The organism is Mesorhizobium sp. B2-4-3, from assembly GCF_006442815.1.
Taxonomy (GTDB): Bacteria; Pseudomonadota; Alphaproteobacteria; order Rhizobiales; family Rhizobiaceae; genus Mesorhizobium.
The window spans coordinates 39,507-54,994 of sequence record NZ_VFVL01000017.1; the positions used below are offsets into that span (position 1 = coordinate 39,507).

General features: G+C 64.5%; 13 protein-coding genes and 1 tRNA gene. 7 read left to right on the forward strand and 7 right to left on the reverse strand.

Annotated elements, in window-relative coordinates; genetic code table 11:
* Window positions 1–140 precede the first annotated feature (140 nt).
* Genes FJ956_RS17215 through FJ956_RS17225 form a run of 3 tightly spaced genes read left to right on the forward strand, consistent with a single transcriptional unit; the run spans window position 141 to window position 3,799 of the window.
* A complete protein-coding gene (locus FJ956_RS17215; protein ID WP_140676799.1) occupies window positions 141–1,064 on the forward strand; it encodes an ABC transporter permease subunit in 924 nt (307 codons plus the stop codon).
* Window positions 1,057–2,181: an ABC transporter permease subunit gene (locus FJ956_RS17220; protein WP_140781977.1), complete on the forward strand. Its 1,125-nt coding sequence runs from the start codon at window positions 1,057–1,059 to the stop codon at window positions 2,179–2,181. Before FJ956_RS17215 ends, FJ956_RS17220 begins: the two co-directional genes overlap by 8 nt.
* Before the next feature lies 1 nt (window position 2,182).
* Window positions 2,183–3,799: an ABC transporter ATP-binding protein gene (locus tag FJ956_RS17225; RefSeq protein WP_140676802.1), complete on the forward strand. Its 1,617-nt coding sequence runs from the start codon at window positions 2,183–2,185 to the stop codon at window positions 3,797–3,799.
* Between the two features lie 27 nt (window positions 3,800–3,826).
* On the opposite strand, the gene FJ956_RS17230 is transcribed toward FJ956_RS17225, so the two are convergent.
* Entirely contained in the window at window positions 3,827–4,162 is a 336-nt protein-coding gene (locus FJ956_RS17230; protein WP_140676805.1) for a hypothetical protein, read from the reverse strand.
* A gap of 213 nt (window positions 4,163–4,375) precedes the next feature.
* On the opposite strand from FJ956_RS17230, the gene FJ956_RS17235 reads away from it, so the two are divergent.
* A complete protein-coding gene (locus tag FJ956_RS17235) occupies window positions 4,376–4,669 on the forward strand; it encodes a type II toxin-antitoxin system ParD family antitoxin (RefSeq protein WP_140676974.1) in 294 nt (97 codons plus the stop codon).
* A gap of 4 nt (window positions 4,670–4,673) precedes the next feature.
* Entirely contained in the window at window positions 4,674–5,039 is a 366-nt protein-coding gene (locus FJ956_RS17240; protein WP_140676808.1) for a type II toxin-antitoxin system RelE/ParE family toxin, read from the forward strand.
* A gap of 59 nt (window positions 5,040–5,098) precedes the next feature.
* Here the strand turns inward: FJ956_RS17240 and FJ956_RS17245 are convergent.
* Window positions 5,099–5,175, reverse strand: a tRNA-Pro gene (locus FJ956_RS17245).
* 191 nt (window positions 5,176–5,366) lie between these two features.
* On the opposite strand from FJ956_RS17245, the gene FJ956_RS17250 reads away from it, so the two are divergent.
* The gene (locus tag FJ956_RS17250) at window positions 5,367–7,604 is read left to right on the forward strand and encodes a mannose-1-phosphate guanylyltransferase/mannose-6-phosphate isomerase (RefSeq protein ID WP_140676811.1); all 2,238 of its coding nucleotides are present in this window, start codon (window positions 5,367–5,369) and stop codon (window positions 7,602–7,604) included.
* Window positions 7,605–7,832: 228 nt separating this feature from the next.
* On the opposite strand, the gene betB is transcribed toward FJ956_RS17250, so the two are convergent.
* Genes betB through betI form a run of 5 tightly spaced genes read right to left on the reverse strand, consistent with a single transcriptional unit; the run spans window position 7,833 to window position 14,125 of the window.
* Window positions 7,833–9,296 carry a betaine-aldehyde dehydrogenase gene (gene betB / locus FJ956_RS17255; RefSeq protein WP_140676814.1) on the reverse strand — a complete coding sequence of 488 codons (1,464 nt, stop codon included), beginning with the start codon at window positions 9,294–9,296 and terminating at the stop codon, window positions 7,833–7,835.
* A 49-nt stretch (window positions 9,297–9,345) separates the two neighbouring features.
* Complete coding sequence (betA, locus tag FJ956_RS17260; protein ID WP_140676817.1) at window positions 9,346–10,998, reverse strand: choline dehydrogenase; 1,653 nt, start codon at window positions 10,996–10,998, stop codon at window positions 9,346–9,348.
* Window positions 10,999–11,001: 3 nt separating this feature from the next.
* Complete coding sequence (locus FJ956_RS17265; RefSeq protein ID WP_181170186.1) at window positions 11,002–12,012, reverse strand: threonine/serine dehydratase; 1,011 nt, start codon at window positions 12,010–12,012, stop codon at window positions 11,002–11,004.
* A complete protein-coding gene (betC, locus tag FJ956_RS17270; protein ID WP_140676820.1) occupies window positions 12,009–13,538 on the reverse strand; it encodes a choline-sulfatase in 1,530 nt (509 codons plus the stop codon). Before betC ends, FJ956_RS17265 begins: the two co-directional genes overlap by 4 nt.
* A complete protein-coding gene (betI, locus tag FJ956_RS17275) occupies window positions 13,535–14,125 on the reverse strand; it encodes a transcriptional regulator BetI (RefSeq protein WP_140676824.1) in 591 nt (196 codons plus the stop codon). Before betI ends, betC begins: the two co-directional genes overlap by 4 nt.
* 189 nt (window positions 14,126–14,314) lie before the next feature.
* Between betI and FJ956_RS17280 the strand changes: the two genes are divergently transcribed.
* The gene (locus FJ956_RS17280) at window positions 14,315–15,481 is read left to right on the forward strand and encodes an acetyl-CoA acetyltransferase (RefSeq protein WP_140676827.1); all 1,167 of its coding nucleotides are present in this window, start codon (window positions 14,315–14,317) and stop codon (window positions 15,479–15,481) included.
* Window positions 15,482–15,488: the final 7 nt, after the last annotated feature.

Genomic DNA, 15,488 nt, shown 5'->3' on the forward strand with positions numbered 1-15,488 from the left:
GGGAGCGGCGGTCGCGGTCTGTCGTCGTGCCGGGCCGAAAGTCGGATTGGATTTTCGGGCATGCCGGTGCGAAGATCAGAGATGCCAGCGCGCCACGGTCTCGTCTGGAGAGCTGTCGCCCTGGCTGAAGCGGGGCGCCGATGCTGCGTTATGTCTTCCGGCGGCTGTTGACCGCCATCCCGACGCTGTTCGTCATCGTGACGGTGGCGTTCTTCCTGATCCGCGTCGCCCCTGGCGGCCCGTTCAACCAGGAGCGGGGCCTGAGCCCCGAGATCAGGGCCAATCTCGAAGCCCAGTTTGGCCTCAACGATCCGCTCTGGCTGCAATATGTCCACTATCTCGGCAATCTTTTGCGCGGCAGTTTCGGCCCGAGCTACAACCTGCCGGATTTCACCGTCACCGAGCTCTTCGCCAAGGGCCTGCCGATCTCGATCCAGATCGGCAGTTCCGCGCTTATCCTGGCGCTGCTGCTGGGCTCGATCCTCGGCACCATCGCGGCGCTCAACCAGAACAAAATAGGCGATTATTCGGTGATCGCCTTGGCCACCGCCGGCAGCACCATACCGACCTTCGTCACCGCGCCGTTGATCCAGCTCCTCTTCGGGCTGTCCTGGAAGCTCTTGCCGATCGGCGGCTGGGGCGACGGCGCCTTCATCAACAAGGTCGGTCCGGTGCTGACGCTGGCCTTGCCCCAGATCGCCATCGTCGCCCGCCTGATGCGCGGCTCGATGATCGAGAGCCTCCGTTCGCACCATATCCGCACGGCGCGCGCCCTCGGTCTCTCCGACTGGTCGGTGGTGGTCAAGCACGCGCTGCGCGGCGCCGTGCTGCCGATCGTCTCCTTCAGCGGCCCTGCGGCAGCGGCGCTGCTCACCGGTTCGATCATCGTCGAGACGATCTTCTCCATCCCCGGGGTCGGCCGCTACTTCGTCGATGCAGCCCTCAACCGCGACTATACGCTGGTCATGGGAACCGTGGTGGTGATCGCGCTCTTCACCATCGTCTTCAACCTGATCGTAGACCTGCTCTATGCGGTCGTCGACCCGAGGGTGCGCTATGACTGACCTCGCCGTCGCCGTGCCCGAGCCGATCGTCGGCCGCTCGCTCTGGGGCAATGCCTGGGCGCGGCTCAAGCGCAACCGCGCCGCGATGCTCAGCCTCTATTACCTGGCCTTCATCGCCGTCACCAGCATTTGCGGCCCGTGGGTCGTGCCGCATGAATACACCACCATCTATGGCGACTATGTGCGCATGCCGCCGAGCCTTTCGGCCTATCCGAAACCCGACATGATCCAAGGTGCGCTGGGCGACGCCATCAAACGCATGCGCGCCGACATCAAGGAATGGCACCAGGACGGCAATCGCGTCACCGTAACCGTCACCTCGACCAAGCCGATCGACGACCGCAACATCCGCTATCTCGACCGCTCCGACGCCTTCGACGACACCAGGATCGAGAACAAGTCGCCCGACGGTCTCGAAGTGACGATGAGCTCGGCCGTGAAGCAGCAATATTTCTTCTTCGGCACCGACAACACCGGCCGCGACCTGCTCTCGCGCACGCTGATGGCCGGGCGTATATCCTTAGCCATCGGCCTGCTCGCCGGCGTCGTCGCCGGCGTCATCGGCGTCATCTATGGCGCGGCCGCGGGCTTTGCCGGCGGCCGCGTCGACGAGGTGATGATGCGCATCGTCGACGTGCTCTATTCGCTGCCCTTCATCTTCTTCGTCATCATGCTGGTGGTGTTTTTCGGCCGCAACTTCGTGCTGATGTTTCTGGCGGTGGGCGCCGTGCTGTGGCTCGACATGGCGCGCATCGTGCGCGGCCAGGCGCTGTCGATCCGCAGGCAGGAATATGTCCAGGCGGCGGAAGCCATGGGCGTCGGCCAGCGCGGCATCCTGTTGCGCCATGTCATCCCCAACCTGCTCGGGCCGGTGGTCATCTACATGACGCTGCTGGTGCCGCAGGTGATCATCCTGGAGAGCTTCCTCTCCTTTCTCGGTCTCGGCGTGCAGGAGCCGATGACGAGCTGGGGCGTGCTGATCTCGGTCGGCGCCAAGAATATCGGCTACGCCAACTGGCTGCTGCTGTTCCCGGCCTTCTTCCTCGTCTCGACGCTGTTTGCGCTGAACTTCGTCGGCGACGGCCTGCGCGACGCCCTTGACCCGAAGGACCGTTGACATGGCCACCGAAACGATCCTCAGCGTCAAGGACCTGCGCGTCCGCTTCCAGACGCTCGACGGCACGGTCGAAGCGGTCAAAGGCATCAACATCAAGGTCAATGCCGGCGAGACGGTCGCTGTCGTCGGCGAATCCGGTTCCGGCAAGAGCCAGACGATGATGGCGGCGATGAGTCTGCTTTCCTCCAATGGCGAGGCGACCGGACAGGTCGACTACCGCGGTCGCAATCTCCTGACGATGTCAAAGAGCGAGCTGAACCAGGTGCGCGGCCGCAAGATCAGCATGATCTTCCAGGAGCCGATGACCTCGCTCGACCCGCTCTACACCATCGGCAACCAGCTGATCGAGCCGATCCGCCGGCATCGCGGGCTTTCTGCGACGGCCGCACGGGAGGAAGCGCTGAAGCTCCTGAGGCTGGTGCATATTCCCGATCCCGAACGGCGGATGAAATCCTATCCGCACGAGATGTCGGGCGGCCAGCGCCAGCGCGTCATGATCGCCATGGCCTTGGCCAACGATCCGGACATCCTGATCGCCGACGAGCCGACGACGGCGCTCGACGTCACCATCCAGGCGCAGATCCTGATGCTGCTTGCCGAGCTGCAGCGCAAGCTCGGCATGGCCATCGTCTTCATCACCCACGATCTAGGCATCGTGCGGCGCTTCGCCGATCGCGTCTATGTCATGCGCCAGGGCGAGGTGGTGGAGGAGGGCGCGGCGGAAGCGCTCTTCGCCAACCCGCAACACGCCTACACCAAGATGCTGCTCGCGGCCGAGCCTACCGGCACCAAAGCGGCGCCGCCGGCCAATTCGCCGGTGCTGCTCGAAGGCCGCAATGTCGAGGTGGTGTTCAAGATCGGCGGCGGCTTCTTCGGCGGCGAGCCGCTGATGCTGCGGGCGGTGGACAAGATCTCGGTCCGGCTGAAGCGCAACCAGACGATCGGCATCGTCGGCGAGTCCGGCTCAGGCAAGTCGACGCTCGGCCGCGCGCTGCTCAGGCTCTTGCCCAGCGACGGCGTGATCCGCTTCGGCGAGCGCGATATTTCCGAAGCCGACCGCCAGGCGATGCGGCCGCTCAGGCGCGAATTGCAGCTCGTCTTCCAGGATCCGTTCGGTTCGCTGTCGCCGCGCATGACCGTCGGTCAGATCGTTACCGAGGGCCTTTTGGTGCACGAGCCCTCGCTCACGGGCAAGCAGCGCGACCAGCGCGCCGTCGAGGCGCTGCGCGAGGTCGGCCTCGATCCCAACGCGCGCAACCGCTACCCGCACGAATTCTCCGGCGGCCAGCGCCAGCGCATCGCCATTGCCCGCGCCATGATCCTGAAGCCGAAAGTGGTGGTGCTGGACGAACCGACCTCGGCGCTCGACCGCTCCGTGCAGAAGCAGATCGTCGAGCTGTTGCGCAAGCTGCAGGCGGATCATGAGCTGTCCTACCTCTTCATCAGCCATGACCTCGCGGTGGTCCGCGCCATGGCCGACTACATCATCGTCATGAAGCAGGGAAAGATCGTCGAGGAAGGCCCGACGCAAGAGATCTTCGACAATCCGCGCGAAGCCTATACGCAGACGCTGATGAACGCGGCGATCGATACGGCACGGTTCCGCATGAGCGCTTGAAACCGGGTAGGCTTGGCCTCGCTCGCCTCACTGCGAGGATGGGCACCTCTGCCTCCGCGTGGCGACGATCGCCTGCTGTTGTTGCTGCAGCCTGTCGATCCGGGCGGTTTCGCGATTGGCGACCACCGTCTTCACGCGCTCGCCGCCAAGCAGCCACGTCGGCACGCTCGTGTTGGCGACCTTGCCGCGGGCTATTGCGGTGCGTGAAATATCGGTCGCGGTGTCGCCGACCGCACTGTTGAGCTCGGGGCAGTTCATTTTTTCGTATTTCGCCGGGCTGATCGACGCTGTGGTCGACGAACAGCCTGCCGCGAACAGGAGGAACACGAGTGTCGGTGCAATGGCCGTCGGCGTGAACTTCATACGCTCAACCCTGGTTCGCCGTCTTACAGTCCCGCGCATCTCGAAAGCATTGCGGGGTGCCATTAGGCCAAACTGAGAAACTGTTGTCGAGCGTTGTCGCGCGATTCTGTTTTCGAAGGTCAGGCCATCCTTCGACGGTGCTGACCGCAATAAATATTGGCATAATATGCCATGTCCCTATATCGTTCCTGTTGAATTGGAGCTGGTATGGCGATGCCGACACGCAATGTTGTCCTGACGGAACACCTCGAAGAGGTGATCGACCGACTGGTGAAAACCGGGCGTTATCAGAACGCCAGCGAGGTGTTGCGTGATGGCTTGCGGCTGATCGAGCAGCGCGAGGCGAGGGAGATGGCAAAGCTGGCTGCGCTCAGGGAGGCCGCCAACATCGGTTTCCACGACATTGAGCAAGGCCGTTTCGAGGATGTTGCTGAAGACGGCGTCGAAAAATTTATGGACGGCCTGGGGCAACAGGCAAGCTTACGCGCGAAAAAAACCGGCTTGTAAGGCCATGGTCCTATACCGGCTTTCCGCGGCCGCGAAGGAAGACATCGTTCAAATACTCGCTTACACGGAAGTCAATTTCGGCGAGATTGCGCGTGTCCGATACGAACGGCTGCTGATCGTGGCCCTGCGCGACATTGCCGCCGACCCCGAACGGGTGGGCAGCATCGATCGTGCGGAACTGGGAAACAAGATCCGCAGCTATCACCAGCGTTATAGTCGGGACCGCGCACGGACCGAGCATGGCATTGTGCTACGACCGCGCCATTTCCTGCTCTATCGGATGATGCGCCAGGTCATCGGAATTGGCCGCGTTCTCCACGACGCGATGGAACTACAGCGTCATCTGCCGAAGAGCTACGGCGACGATTGACGCCAGCCCTGATTTCAGGCGGGTAGCAATTTCGGGAAAAGCCAAGTGCTTGTTTTTTCTGGTCGGAGTGGCAGGATTTGAACCTGCGACCCCCTCGTCCCGAACGAGGTGCGCTACCAGACTGCGCTACACTCCGTGACCAGACCGCGGGCTTATAGCTGCCGCTTTCCGATCCTGCAAGCGGCAATGGCAGTCCTTCTGTCGCATTTCCTTTCTTTCGCGAAGCTTGCCCGAATGGCATAGGATTTGGTTGTGAGGTAAAGGTGGGCTTAAAGGCTTTTGTCGTAAGTCCGACCCATCGGAGCCGGACTTTTGACAGGGTCGTTCATGAGCCAGCGCATCGTCAGTTTCGTCATGAGCGGCGGCGTCGGGTCGCGGCTGTGGCCGCTGTCGCGCGAGGACAACCCCAAGCAGTTCCACGACTTCTCCGGCGACGGCTCGATGTTGGCCAAGACCTTGCGCCGGCTGGCGGCGCGCCCGCAAGGCGGGACGCCGATTTTCCTGATCGCTGCGGAGCGTCACGCCGACCGCGTCCATGCCGACCTTGCCGGCCTCGATCTGGCCGGCGGCGGACCGCTGTTCGAGCCGACAGGCCGCAACACCGCGGCGGCAGTGGCGCTTGCCAGCTTGCGCACGCTCTCCGAATATGGCGACGAGCTGGTGCTGGTGGTGCCGTCCGACCACGAAATATCGACGCCTCGTCAGTTCTGGCAAAGTATCGAGGCGGGCGCCGGCGCGGCAAATGCCGGCCGGCTCGTGGTGTTCGGCCTGAAACCGACACAGCCCGAGACCGGCTATGGCTATATCGAGGTCGGGGCCGGCAAGGACGCCGTCTTCGACGTCTCGCGCTTCGTCGAGAAGCCGGATCTCGCCACCGCGCAGGCCTATGTCGACGCCGGCAGCTTCTACTGGAACACCGGCATCTTCCTGTTCCGCGCCGGCGCCATGCGCGACGCTTTCGCGGCCCATGAGCCGAAAATCTGGGAGGCGACGGAAGCCGCCTACAAGGCTGCGACCAGCGATCTGTCCGGCCTCTATATGCCCCTGGAACTTTATTCCGCGATCCCGTCGACCTCGATCGACTACGCCATCATGGAACGCGCGAAAGACATCGCCATGGTGCCCGCCGGCTTCCGCTGGAACGATCTCGGCTCCTGGCAGTCGCTGCTCGATGTCGGCCCGTCGGACAAGGACGGCAACGTCGTCGTCGGGGACGTCGTCGCCATCGATTGCGAGAACTCCTATATCCGCAGCGAGGGGCGCCTGCTGTCGGCGATCGGCATGAAGGACGTGGCCATCGTCTCCACGGCCGACGCCACGTTCGTCGCGCCGGTCAGCCACAGCCAGCACGTCAAGAAGATCGTCGAGCAGTTGGAGAAATCCGGTCGGCTCGAAACAAGGTTCACGCCGGCGCATGACCGCGTCATCGAGAGCGGCGCCTGGCGGCGGCGCGTGCGCCACTGGCTGTTCGAGGAGACGCTGCCGCTATGGTCTACCCTTGGCGTCGACGAGCGCCATGGCGGCTTCCACGAGGCGCTAGGCTTCGACGCCTCGCCGCTGATGAAACCCAAGCGCATGCGCACGCAGGCGCGTCAGGTCTATGCCTTTGCGGTCGCCAAGGAGCGCGGCTGGGACGGCCCGGCGGACACGCTGATTGCGCACGGCATCGACTTCATGGCGGGGCAGGGCCGCACCGACAAGGGCGGCTGGGTGCGCACGCTCAATATCGACGGCTCGGTCGCCGATCCGGTCGAGGATGCCTACGACCATTCCTGCGTGCTTCTGGCGCTGGCGCACGCCCATATGTCGGGCCATCCCGATGCGCTGCGCCTCGGCGAGGAGACGTTTGCCTTCCTCGACGCGCATCTGGAAGATGCCCGCATGACCGGCTTTCTGGAAACCTCCGACGGCGCGGAAGAGCGGCGCTCGAATCCGCATATGCACTTTCTGGAGGCTTTTCTCGCCTGGTATCAGGCGACGGGCGAGCGCGCCTATCTGCGCCGCGCGGCGCGCATCATCGATCTCTTCCGCAGCCATTTCTTCGATGCCGAAAGCTGGACGCTGGGGGAATATTTCGACGAAGGCTGGAAGCCGGCGACGAACGGAAAGGGCAACTGGACCGAGCCCGGCCATCATTTCGAGTGGGCCTCGCTGCTGGTCGATTTCGCCGCCCGCAGCGGCCAGACCGAGCTCGCAGCCTTTGCCCGCAAGCTCTATGCCTCGGCCATTGCCAACGGCCTCAACCGCGCCACCGGCCTCGCCTATGGCGCCGTCTCGCGCCAGGGCCTGCCGCTCGACACGGTCTCGCGAAGCTGGCCGCAGGCCGAGGCGATCAAGGCGGCGATCGCGCTCGACGGGTCTGGCGGGCCGGATCTCAAGCCGGAGATCGAGGCGCGCGTCGGCCGCCTGTTCCGCTGGCACATCGATCCGGCGCCGCTCGGCCTCTGGATCGACCGCATCGACGAGCGCGGCCGCTCACTGGCGAGCGAGGTGCCGGCCAGCATTTTCTATCACCTGGTCTGTGCGCTGACGCAGTATCTGGACGGGACGGCTGAGAAGGGGTGAGGTTGAAGCGAAGCAGACCGTAGGCCTCATTCCTTCGCGCCCCCCTCTGTCCTGCCGGACATCTCCCCCACGAGGGGGGAGATTGGCCATTTCTCCGCTGGCGCTTTTCCTGCGGCAATGGCGATTGGCGAAAGCGGTGGCGGCATCTGATCTCCCCCCATGTGGGGGAGATGTCCGGCAGGACAGAGGGGGGCGCTGTCCCGCCGACGTTCGTGATCTGTCAATCCCTCAATACGGGCTCGCCACGTCCCCCGTCTCGACATAAACCGCCTTCAGCTGCGAATAATGCGCCAGCGCGGCAAGCGAATTCTCGCGGCCGATGCCGGACTGCTTGACGCCGCCGAACGGCATTTCCACCGGTGTCAGATTGTAGGCGTTGATCCAGCAGGTGCCGGCCTGCAATTCGGCGATGACGCGGTGCGCGCGCGGCAGGTCGCGGGTGAACACGCCGGCCGCCAGGCCGAATTCCGTGTCGTTGGCGCGCTCGATCACCTCGTCCTCGCTGTCGAACTTCAAGACGCTCATCACCGGCCCGAAAATCTCCTCGCGCGCGATGCGCATGGTGTCGGTGACGCCTGAGAACACCGTCGGCTCGATGAAGAAGCCGCCGTCGAAACCCTGCAGCGACGGCACGTTGCCGCCGCAGGCGAGGTGAGCTTCGTCCTGCTTGCCGGATTCGATGTAGGAGACGACCTTGTCCTGCTGCGCCTTGTTGACCAGCGGCCCCATCTGCGTTTCGGGATCGAGCGGATCGCCGACGCGGATCTTTTTCGTCCGCTCGACCAGCCGTTCGACGAAGCGATCATGCAGGCCGCTCTGCACGAAGACGCGCGTGCCGTTGGAGCAGATCTGGCCGGTCGAGTAAAAATTGCCGAGCATGGCACCGCCGATGGCGTTCTCGAGGTCGGCGTCGTCGAAGACGATCAGCGGCGACTTGCCGCCGAGCTCCATCGTCGCGTGCTTCATCTTCGAGCCGGCGAGCGACAGCACCTTGCGGCCGGTCGGCACCGAGCCGGTCACCGAGACCTTGGCTACGACATCGTGGCCGACAAGGCCGGCGCCAACATCGCCATAACCTTGCACGACATTGAACAGCCCGTCCGGCAGGCCGGCCTCCGAGTAGATTTCGGCGAGCGCCAGCGCCGAAAGCGGCGTGTTCTCCGACGGCTTGAACACCATGGCGTTGCCCATGGCCAACGCCGGCGCCGACTTCCAGCCGGCGATCTGGATCGGATAATTCCAGGCGCCGATGCCGACGCACACACCGAGCGGCTCGCGCCGCGTGTAGGCAAACGGCCCGCCGAGATCGATCATCTCGCCGTTGAAGGCGGCGACCGCGCCGGCGAAATACTCCAGGCAGTCGGCGGCCGACGGGGCGTCGGCCACCAGCGTTTCCTGGATCGCCTTGCCGGTGTCCAACGTCTCGATACGGGCGAGATCGGCATTGCGCGCGCGCAGGATGTCGGCGGCGCGGCGCAGGATGCGGCCGCGCTCGACCGGCTTCAGCCGTGCCCAGGCGGGCTGCGCGGCGCGTGCGGCCTCGATGGCGAGTTCCAGCACGTTGGGCGTCGCCGAATGCAGCGTGGCGATGGTCTCGCCCGTCGCCGGATAGATCACGGGGAGTGGCGCGCCGCCTTCGTCCTCGATGTAGCGGCCGTTGACGTAATGCGATGCCGTGGGTTGGGCGCGCATGGCTTTCTCCAAGTCTGTTCGCCGAGCGGGCGGTCTGCCCGACAATGCCCTATCGATCCGCCACCTGCCAGCGAGGATTGATCCAGGGCTCCTGGTTGGACGGCGCCAGCGGCGTGCGCCCGAGGATGTGGTCGGACGCCTTCTCGCCGGTCATGATCGACGGCGCGTTGAGATTGCCGTTTGTCACCCGAGGAAAAATCGAGGAGTCGGCGACGCGCAGGCCCTCGACGCCGATCACCCGGCATTCGGGATCGACGACGGCTGTGAGATCGTCCGCGCGACCCATCCGGCAGGTGCCGCAGGGGTGGTAGGCGCTTTCGGCATGGTCGCGAATGAAGGCGTCGAGCTCGTCGTCCGACTGTACGTGGCTGCCCGGTGAAATCTCCTTGCCGCGGAAGCCGTCGAAGGCTTTCTGGCCGAAGATCTCGCGCGTCAGCCGGACGCAGTGGCGGAACTCGCTCCAGTCGTCCGGATGCGACATATAGTTGAAGCGGATCGCCGGCTTCGTCTTCGGATCGGGCGAGCGCAGGCTCACCGACCCGCGCGACTTCGAGCGCATCGGGCCGACATGCGCCTGGAAGCCATGCGACTTCGCCGCCGACTTGCCGTCATAGCGCACCGCCGCCGGGATGAAGTGGTATTGGATGTCCGGGTAGTCCACACCGGCAGCAGAGCGCACGAAGGCCGCCGCCTCGAAATGGTTGGTGGCGCCAAGCCCGGTCTTGAAGAACAACCACTGCGCGCCGATCAATGCCTTGGAGAAAGGATTGAGCACCGAGTTCAGCGTGATCGGCTTGGTCGATTCCTGCTGGATGTAGAGTTCCAGATGATCCTGCAGATTGCGGCCGACGCCCGGCCGGTCGGCGACCACCTGGATGCCGTTTTCCTTGAGATGCGCGCCCGGGCCGATGCCGGACAGCATCAGGATCTTCGGCGAATTGATCGACGACGCCGCGACGATCACCTCACGCCGCGCCTTAACGACCTGAATCTGTTTGTCAGCTTCGATCTCGACGCCGATCGCGCGTTGATTCTCGATCACCACGCGTCGGGCGAAGCCTTTGATCAGACTCACATTCCTGCGTTTGAGAGCCGGCTTCAGATAGGCGTTCGCCGCCGACCAGCGGCGGCCGCCAAGAATGGTTTGTTCCATCGGCCCAAAACCTTCCTGCTTCGAACCGTTATAGTCGTCGGTTAGCTCGAAACCGGCCTGGCGGCCGGCCTCGACGAAGGCGCCGTAGAGCGGATTTCTCCGCGTGCCGCGCTGCACATGCAGCGGCCCGCCGTGACCCCGCCAGCCATCCTCGCCGCCGTCGGAATCCTCCATGCGCTTGAAATAGGGGAGCACGTCGGCGAACGCCCAGCCGGCAGCGCCCTGTTCGGCCCAGTGGTCGAAGTCATGCGCATGTCCGCGCACATAGACCATGCCGTTGATCGAGGAGGAACCGCCGATCACCTTGCCGCGCGGCGTGGCGAGCACGCGCCCGCCGAGATGCGGCTCGGGCTCGCTGGCGAAACCCCAGTCGTACAGGCTCATATTGAGCGGGATCGACAGCGCCGACGGCATCTGGATCAGCGGCCCCATGTCGGTACCGCCGAACTCGATGACGATCACCGAGTGCTTGCCGTCTTCCGACAGCCGGTAGGCCATGGCCGAGCCGGCGGAGCCGGAGCCGATGATGACGAAATCCGCTTCAAGCATTGTTCATATGCGCCCATCGTTCATATGCGAGATGAAATCGGCGAGCGAGACATTGCCGCCGGTTGCAACCACAAGGACGGTTTTTCCCGCCACATCCACCTTGCCGCCGAGCAGTGCCGCGAGCGACGCCGCGCCTGACGGCTCCAGCACCAGCTTCATCCGCTCGAAGGCGATCTTCATCGCCCGCCGCACCGAGGCGTCGTCGACGGTCACGCCGCGCACGCCGGCAGCACTCACCGCCGCGAAGGGCGCGTCGCCGGGTTTTCGGGCCATCAGCCCGTCGCAGATCGATTTCGGCCCGATCGGCATGGTCTCGATCGCGCCATGCGCAAGCGAAGAGCCCATGCCGTTGAAACCCTCCGGCTCGACCGCGATGATTTCGGTCTTGGGCGACACATAGTGGAAGGCAAGCGAGACGCCGCCGATCAGCCCGCCACCACCGACCGAGCAGAACACCAGGTCGGCATGGGCCTTCTCCATTGCCAGCTGTTCCAGCGCCTCCAGCCCGGCGCCGGCCTGGCCCGCGACGATCTCCGGATCGTCGAATGGATGGAGCAAGGTGAGGCGCTCGGTCTCGGCGATCTCGCGCGCCTTGGCGGCCGCGACCTCCTCGCGGGCGCGGTCGCCATGATCGGTCAGCACCACGCGCGCGCCATAACCGGCCGTCGCGTCACGCTTGGCGGCCGGCGCGTCGATCGGCATGACGATCGTGACCGGAATGCCCAGCGCCTGGCCGGCGGCCGCCAGCCCCTGCGCGAAATTGCCGGAGGAATACGCCACCACGCCCTTCTTCGCCTCATCGGGCGACAATCGCCTCAAGCGCCAATAGGCGCCGCGCACCTTGAAGGAGCCGGCCCATTGCAGCGACTCCGGCTTGACGAAGACGCGCGCCGCGCCGGTCTCCTTGGCCAAAGCCGCGGACTCCAAGAGCGGCGTCACTTGCGTGGCCGTCGAGGTGACGGCATAGGCCTGCTTCAGATGATCGAGGGTAGGGACGAGAATGTCTGCCATCATTCGCCTCTCGGATACCGTTTGCTCTCTTCGAGATTGTCGAGGTTCATGTGATTGCGCATGTAGCGTTCCGACGCCTTCTGCAGCGGCTGGAACTCCCACGGGTAGTAAGCGCCGTTGCGCAGCGCCGGGTAGACGACCCAGCGGCGCGCCTGGCTTTCGCGCACGGCGGCGTCGAAGCTTGCCATATCCCAGCGGCCACGGACCTTTTCCATGAAGGTCGAGACCAGATCGGCTTGAGCCGGGTCTGCTGCGAGATTGTCGAGCTCGCGCGGATCGGCATCGAGGTCGAAGAGTTGCGGCGGATCGAGCTCGCAATGGACGAATTTGTATTTGCCCTCGCGGATCGCCACCATGGGTGCGTAGGAGCCTTCGGCCGCATATTCCATCAGCACCGGCGCCGAGCGCTGCTCTCCGCCGGCAAGCGGCAGCAGCGACTGGCCGTCCGTCCAAGGCGCGATCCCGCTCATATCGATGCCGGCGAGGTCGCAGAGCGTCGGCGTCACGTCGAGATTGGAGACAGGCGCCTCGATCAGCCCGGCCTTGATGCCCTTGCCGGCCATCATCAAGGGCACCCGCGCCGCGCCTTCATAGAAGCACATCTTGAACCACAAGCCGCGCTCGCCCAGCATGTCGCCATGGTCGGAGCAGAACATCACGATCGTGTCGTCGGCCATACGGGTGCGCTCCAGCACCGACAGCAATTCGCCGACCTTGTCGTCGAGATAGGAGATGTTGGCGAAATAGCCGCGCCGCGAGCGGCGCACCTGCTCCGGCGTGATATCGAAGCTGTCGTAATCCGATGCCTTGTAGAGCCGCTTCGAATGCGGATCCTGGCTCTCATAGGGGATGAAACCCACCTCCGGCTCCAGCGCCGGGCAATCCTCGTAAAGGTCCCAGTATTTGCGCCGCGCGACATAGGGATCGTGCGGATGGGTGAAGGAAATGGTCAGGCACCAGGGGCGACGTCCGGCGTCGTCGGAAACACGGGCGAACTCATAGAGCTTTTGCGTCGCGTGGAACGCGACTTCGTCGTCATATTCCATCTGGTTGGTGATCTCGGCGGTGCCGGTGCCGGTTACCGAACCCAGATTGTGGTACCACCAGTCGATGCGCTCGCCGGGCTTGCGGTAGTCTGGCGTCCAGCCGAAATCGGCCGGGTAGATGTCGGTGGTGAGCCGCTCCTCGAACCCGTGCAACTGGTCCGGTCCGACGAAATGCATCTTGCCGGAGAGCACCGTGTGATAGCCGGCGCTGCGCAGATGATGCGCGTAGGTCGGGATCGAGGAGGCGAACTCCGCGGCGTTGTCATAGACCTGGGTGCGCGATGGCAGTTGCCCGCTCATGAACGAGGCGCGGCCGGGGGCGCAGAGTGGCGATGCGGTGTAGTTGTTGGCGAAGCGCGCCGAGCGCGCGGCGAGCGCCTTCAGATGCGGTGCATGCAGGAACTCGGCCGGCCCGTCGGGAAATAACGTGCCGTTGAGCTGATCGACCATGACGATCAGGAAATTGGGTCGCCGGGTGGTCAAGGCAGGCTCCGTCCGTTGAGCTTGGTTTCGAGATAGTCTTCCACGAGCGCGATCGCGGTCTGCGCGTCGGGCACGCCGTCCTTCAGCGCGCGGCGGATGTAGAGCCCGTCGATCAGCGCCGCGGTCGCTTCCGCCACGCGGTCGGCCTCGGCCCAAGGCAGGATGCCGGTCAGCCCGCTCATCAGGTTCGAATGCAGTCGTCGTGCATAGATGCGCAGCAGCCGCCGCAGGTCGGAGGACTTCTGCGCCTCGACATAGAAGGCGAGCCAGGCGGCGATGATCTGAGGCTGGAACTGGTCGTCGGAAAAGCTGACGGCGACGACGGCCGAGACGCGCTGGCGCGGCGTCACGGCAAGGCCGAACGCGCGCCTTGTGTCGGTGTTGAGCTCGGCGAGGATGTGCCGCATCGTCGCGAACAGCAACTCGTCCTTGGCGCCGAAATAATGATGCGCCAGCGCCGACGACACGCCGGCGCGGCCGGCGATCTCAGACATCGTCACGTCCAGCGACCCGCGCTCGCCGATCGCCGAGATCGTCGCGTCGATCAGCGCCTTGCGGCGCATGGGCTCCATTCCGATTTTCGGCATCTTGGGGATCCGGTTCGAGCCAAGATTATTTTTTATTGACGCGTCAATCAATAAAAAACTGGCGCTGGGATCAACCGATCGTGTCGTTCTGGACCATGGCATGGGGCTGGAAAACGGTTCATTGTTGAACAATATTGAATCACGTGCCGCGCGCGATCGTGCTAGGTTGCGGCGCAAATGGAGGTTGCCATGACCGCATGCATCGTCGGCTGGGCGCATTCGCGCTTCGGCAAGCTCGAAGGCGAGACGCTGGAAGGCCTGATCACCAAAGTCGCCGTCGAGGCGCTCGACCACGCCGGCATCGGCCCGGACGATGTCGACGAGATCGTGCTTGGCCATTTCAACGCCGGCTTCTCGCCGCAGGATTTTACCGCGAGCCTCGTGCTGCAGGCCGATGACCGGCTGCGCTTCAAGCCGGCGACGCGCGTCGAGAACGCCTGCGCGACCGGTTCGGCCGCCGTCCGGCAAGGCATCCGCGCCATCGACGCCAACGCCGCCCGTGTCGTGCTGGTGGTCGGCGCCGAGCAGATGACGACCACGCCCGGTCCCGAGATCGGCAAGAACCTGCTCAAGGCATCCTACCTGCCGGAAGATGGCGACACGCCAGCCGGCTTTGCCGGCGTCTTCGGCAAGATCGCGCAGGCCTATTTCCAGCGCTACGGCGACCAGTCCGACGCGCTGGCCATGATCGCCGCCAAGAACCACAAAAACGGCGTCGAAAACCCTTACGCCCAGATGCGCAAGGATTTCGGCTATGAGTTCTGCCGCCAGGAAAGCGAGAAGAACCCCTTCGTCGCCGGTCCGCTGAAGCGCACCGATTGCTCGCTGGTTTCGGACGGCGCGGCCGCACTGGTGCTCACCGACACCGCGACGGCACTGAAGATGCGCCGTGCCGTGACCTTCCGCGCCAACGAGCATGTCCAGGACTTCCTGCCGATGTCCAAGCGCGACATTCTCTCGTTCGAGGGCTGCGAGCGTGCCTGGGAGCAGGCGCTGAAGAAGGCCGGGGTCACGCTCGACGACCTTTCCTTCGTCGAGACGCATGACTGCTTCACCATCGCCGAATTGATCGAATATGAGGCGATGGGCCTGGCAAAGCCAGGCGAGGGCGCCAGACTGGCTCTGGACGGCACGACGGCCAAGGACGGCCGCCTGCCGGTCAATCCCTCCGGCGGCCTGAAAGCCAAGGGCCACCCCATCGGCGCCACAGGCGTCTCGATGCATGTGCTGACCGCGATGCAGCTGATGGGCGAGGCTGGTGGCATCCAGGTGCCGGGCGCCAAGCTCGGCGGCATCTTCAACATGGGCGGCGCGGCGGTCGCCAACTACGTTTCCATCCTCGACCGGATCAGGTAGAAGCGGC

Excerpts from the sequence above, each read along its gene's own strand:
- FJ956_RS17215 (WP_140676799.1), top strand. The coding sequence starts at position 141 with ATGCTGCGTTATGTCTTCCGGCGGCTGTTGACCGCCATCCCGACGCTG.
- FJ956_RS17220 (WP_140781977.1), top strand. The coding sequence starts at position 1,057 with ATGACTGACCTCGCCGTCGCCGTGCCCGAGCCGATCGTCGGCCGCTCG.
- FJ956_RS17225 (WP_140676802.1), top strand. The coding sequence starts at position 2,183 with ATGGCCACCGAAACGATCCTCAGCGTCAAGGACCTGCGCGTCCGCTTC.
- FJ956_RS17230 (WP_140676805.1), bottom strand. The coding sequence starts at position 4,162 with ATGAAGTTCACGCCGACGGCCATTGCACCGACACTCGTGTTCCTCCTG.
- FJ956_RS17235 (WP_140676974.1), top strand. The coding sequence starts at position 4,376 with ATGCCGACACGCAATGTTGTCCTGACGGAACACCTCGAAGAGGTGATC.
- FJ956_RS17240 (WP_140676808.1), top strand. The coding sequence starts at position 4,674 with ATGGTCCTATACCGGCTTTCCGCGGCCGCGAAGGAAGACATCGTTCAA.
- FJ956_RS17250 (WP_140676811.1), top strand. The coding sequence starts at position 5,367 with ATGAGCCAGCGCATCGTCAGTTTCGTCATGAGCGGCGGCGTCGGGTCG.
- betB (WP_140676814.1), bottom strand. The coding sequence starts at position 9,296 with ATGCGCGCCCAACCCACGGCATCGCATTACGTCAACGGCCGCTACATC.
- betA (WP_140676817.1), bottom strand. The coding sequence starts at position 10,998 with ATGCTTGAAGCGGATTTCGTCATCATCGGCTCCGGCTCCGCCGGCTCG.
- FJ956_RS17265 (WP_181170186.1), bottom strand. The coding sequence starts at position 12,012 with ATGATGGCAGACATTCTCGTCCCTACCCTCGATCATCTGAAGCAGGCC.
- betI (WP_140676824.1), bottom strand. The coding sequence starts at position 14,125 with ATGCCGAAAATCGGAATGGAGCCCATGCGCCGCAAGGCGCTGATCGAC.
- FJ956_RS17280 (WP_140676827.1), top strand. The coding sequence starts at position 14,315 with ATGACCGCATGCATCGTCGGCTGGGCGCATTCGCGCTTCGGCAAGCTC.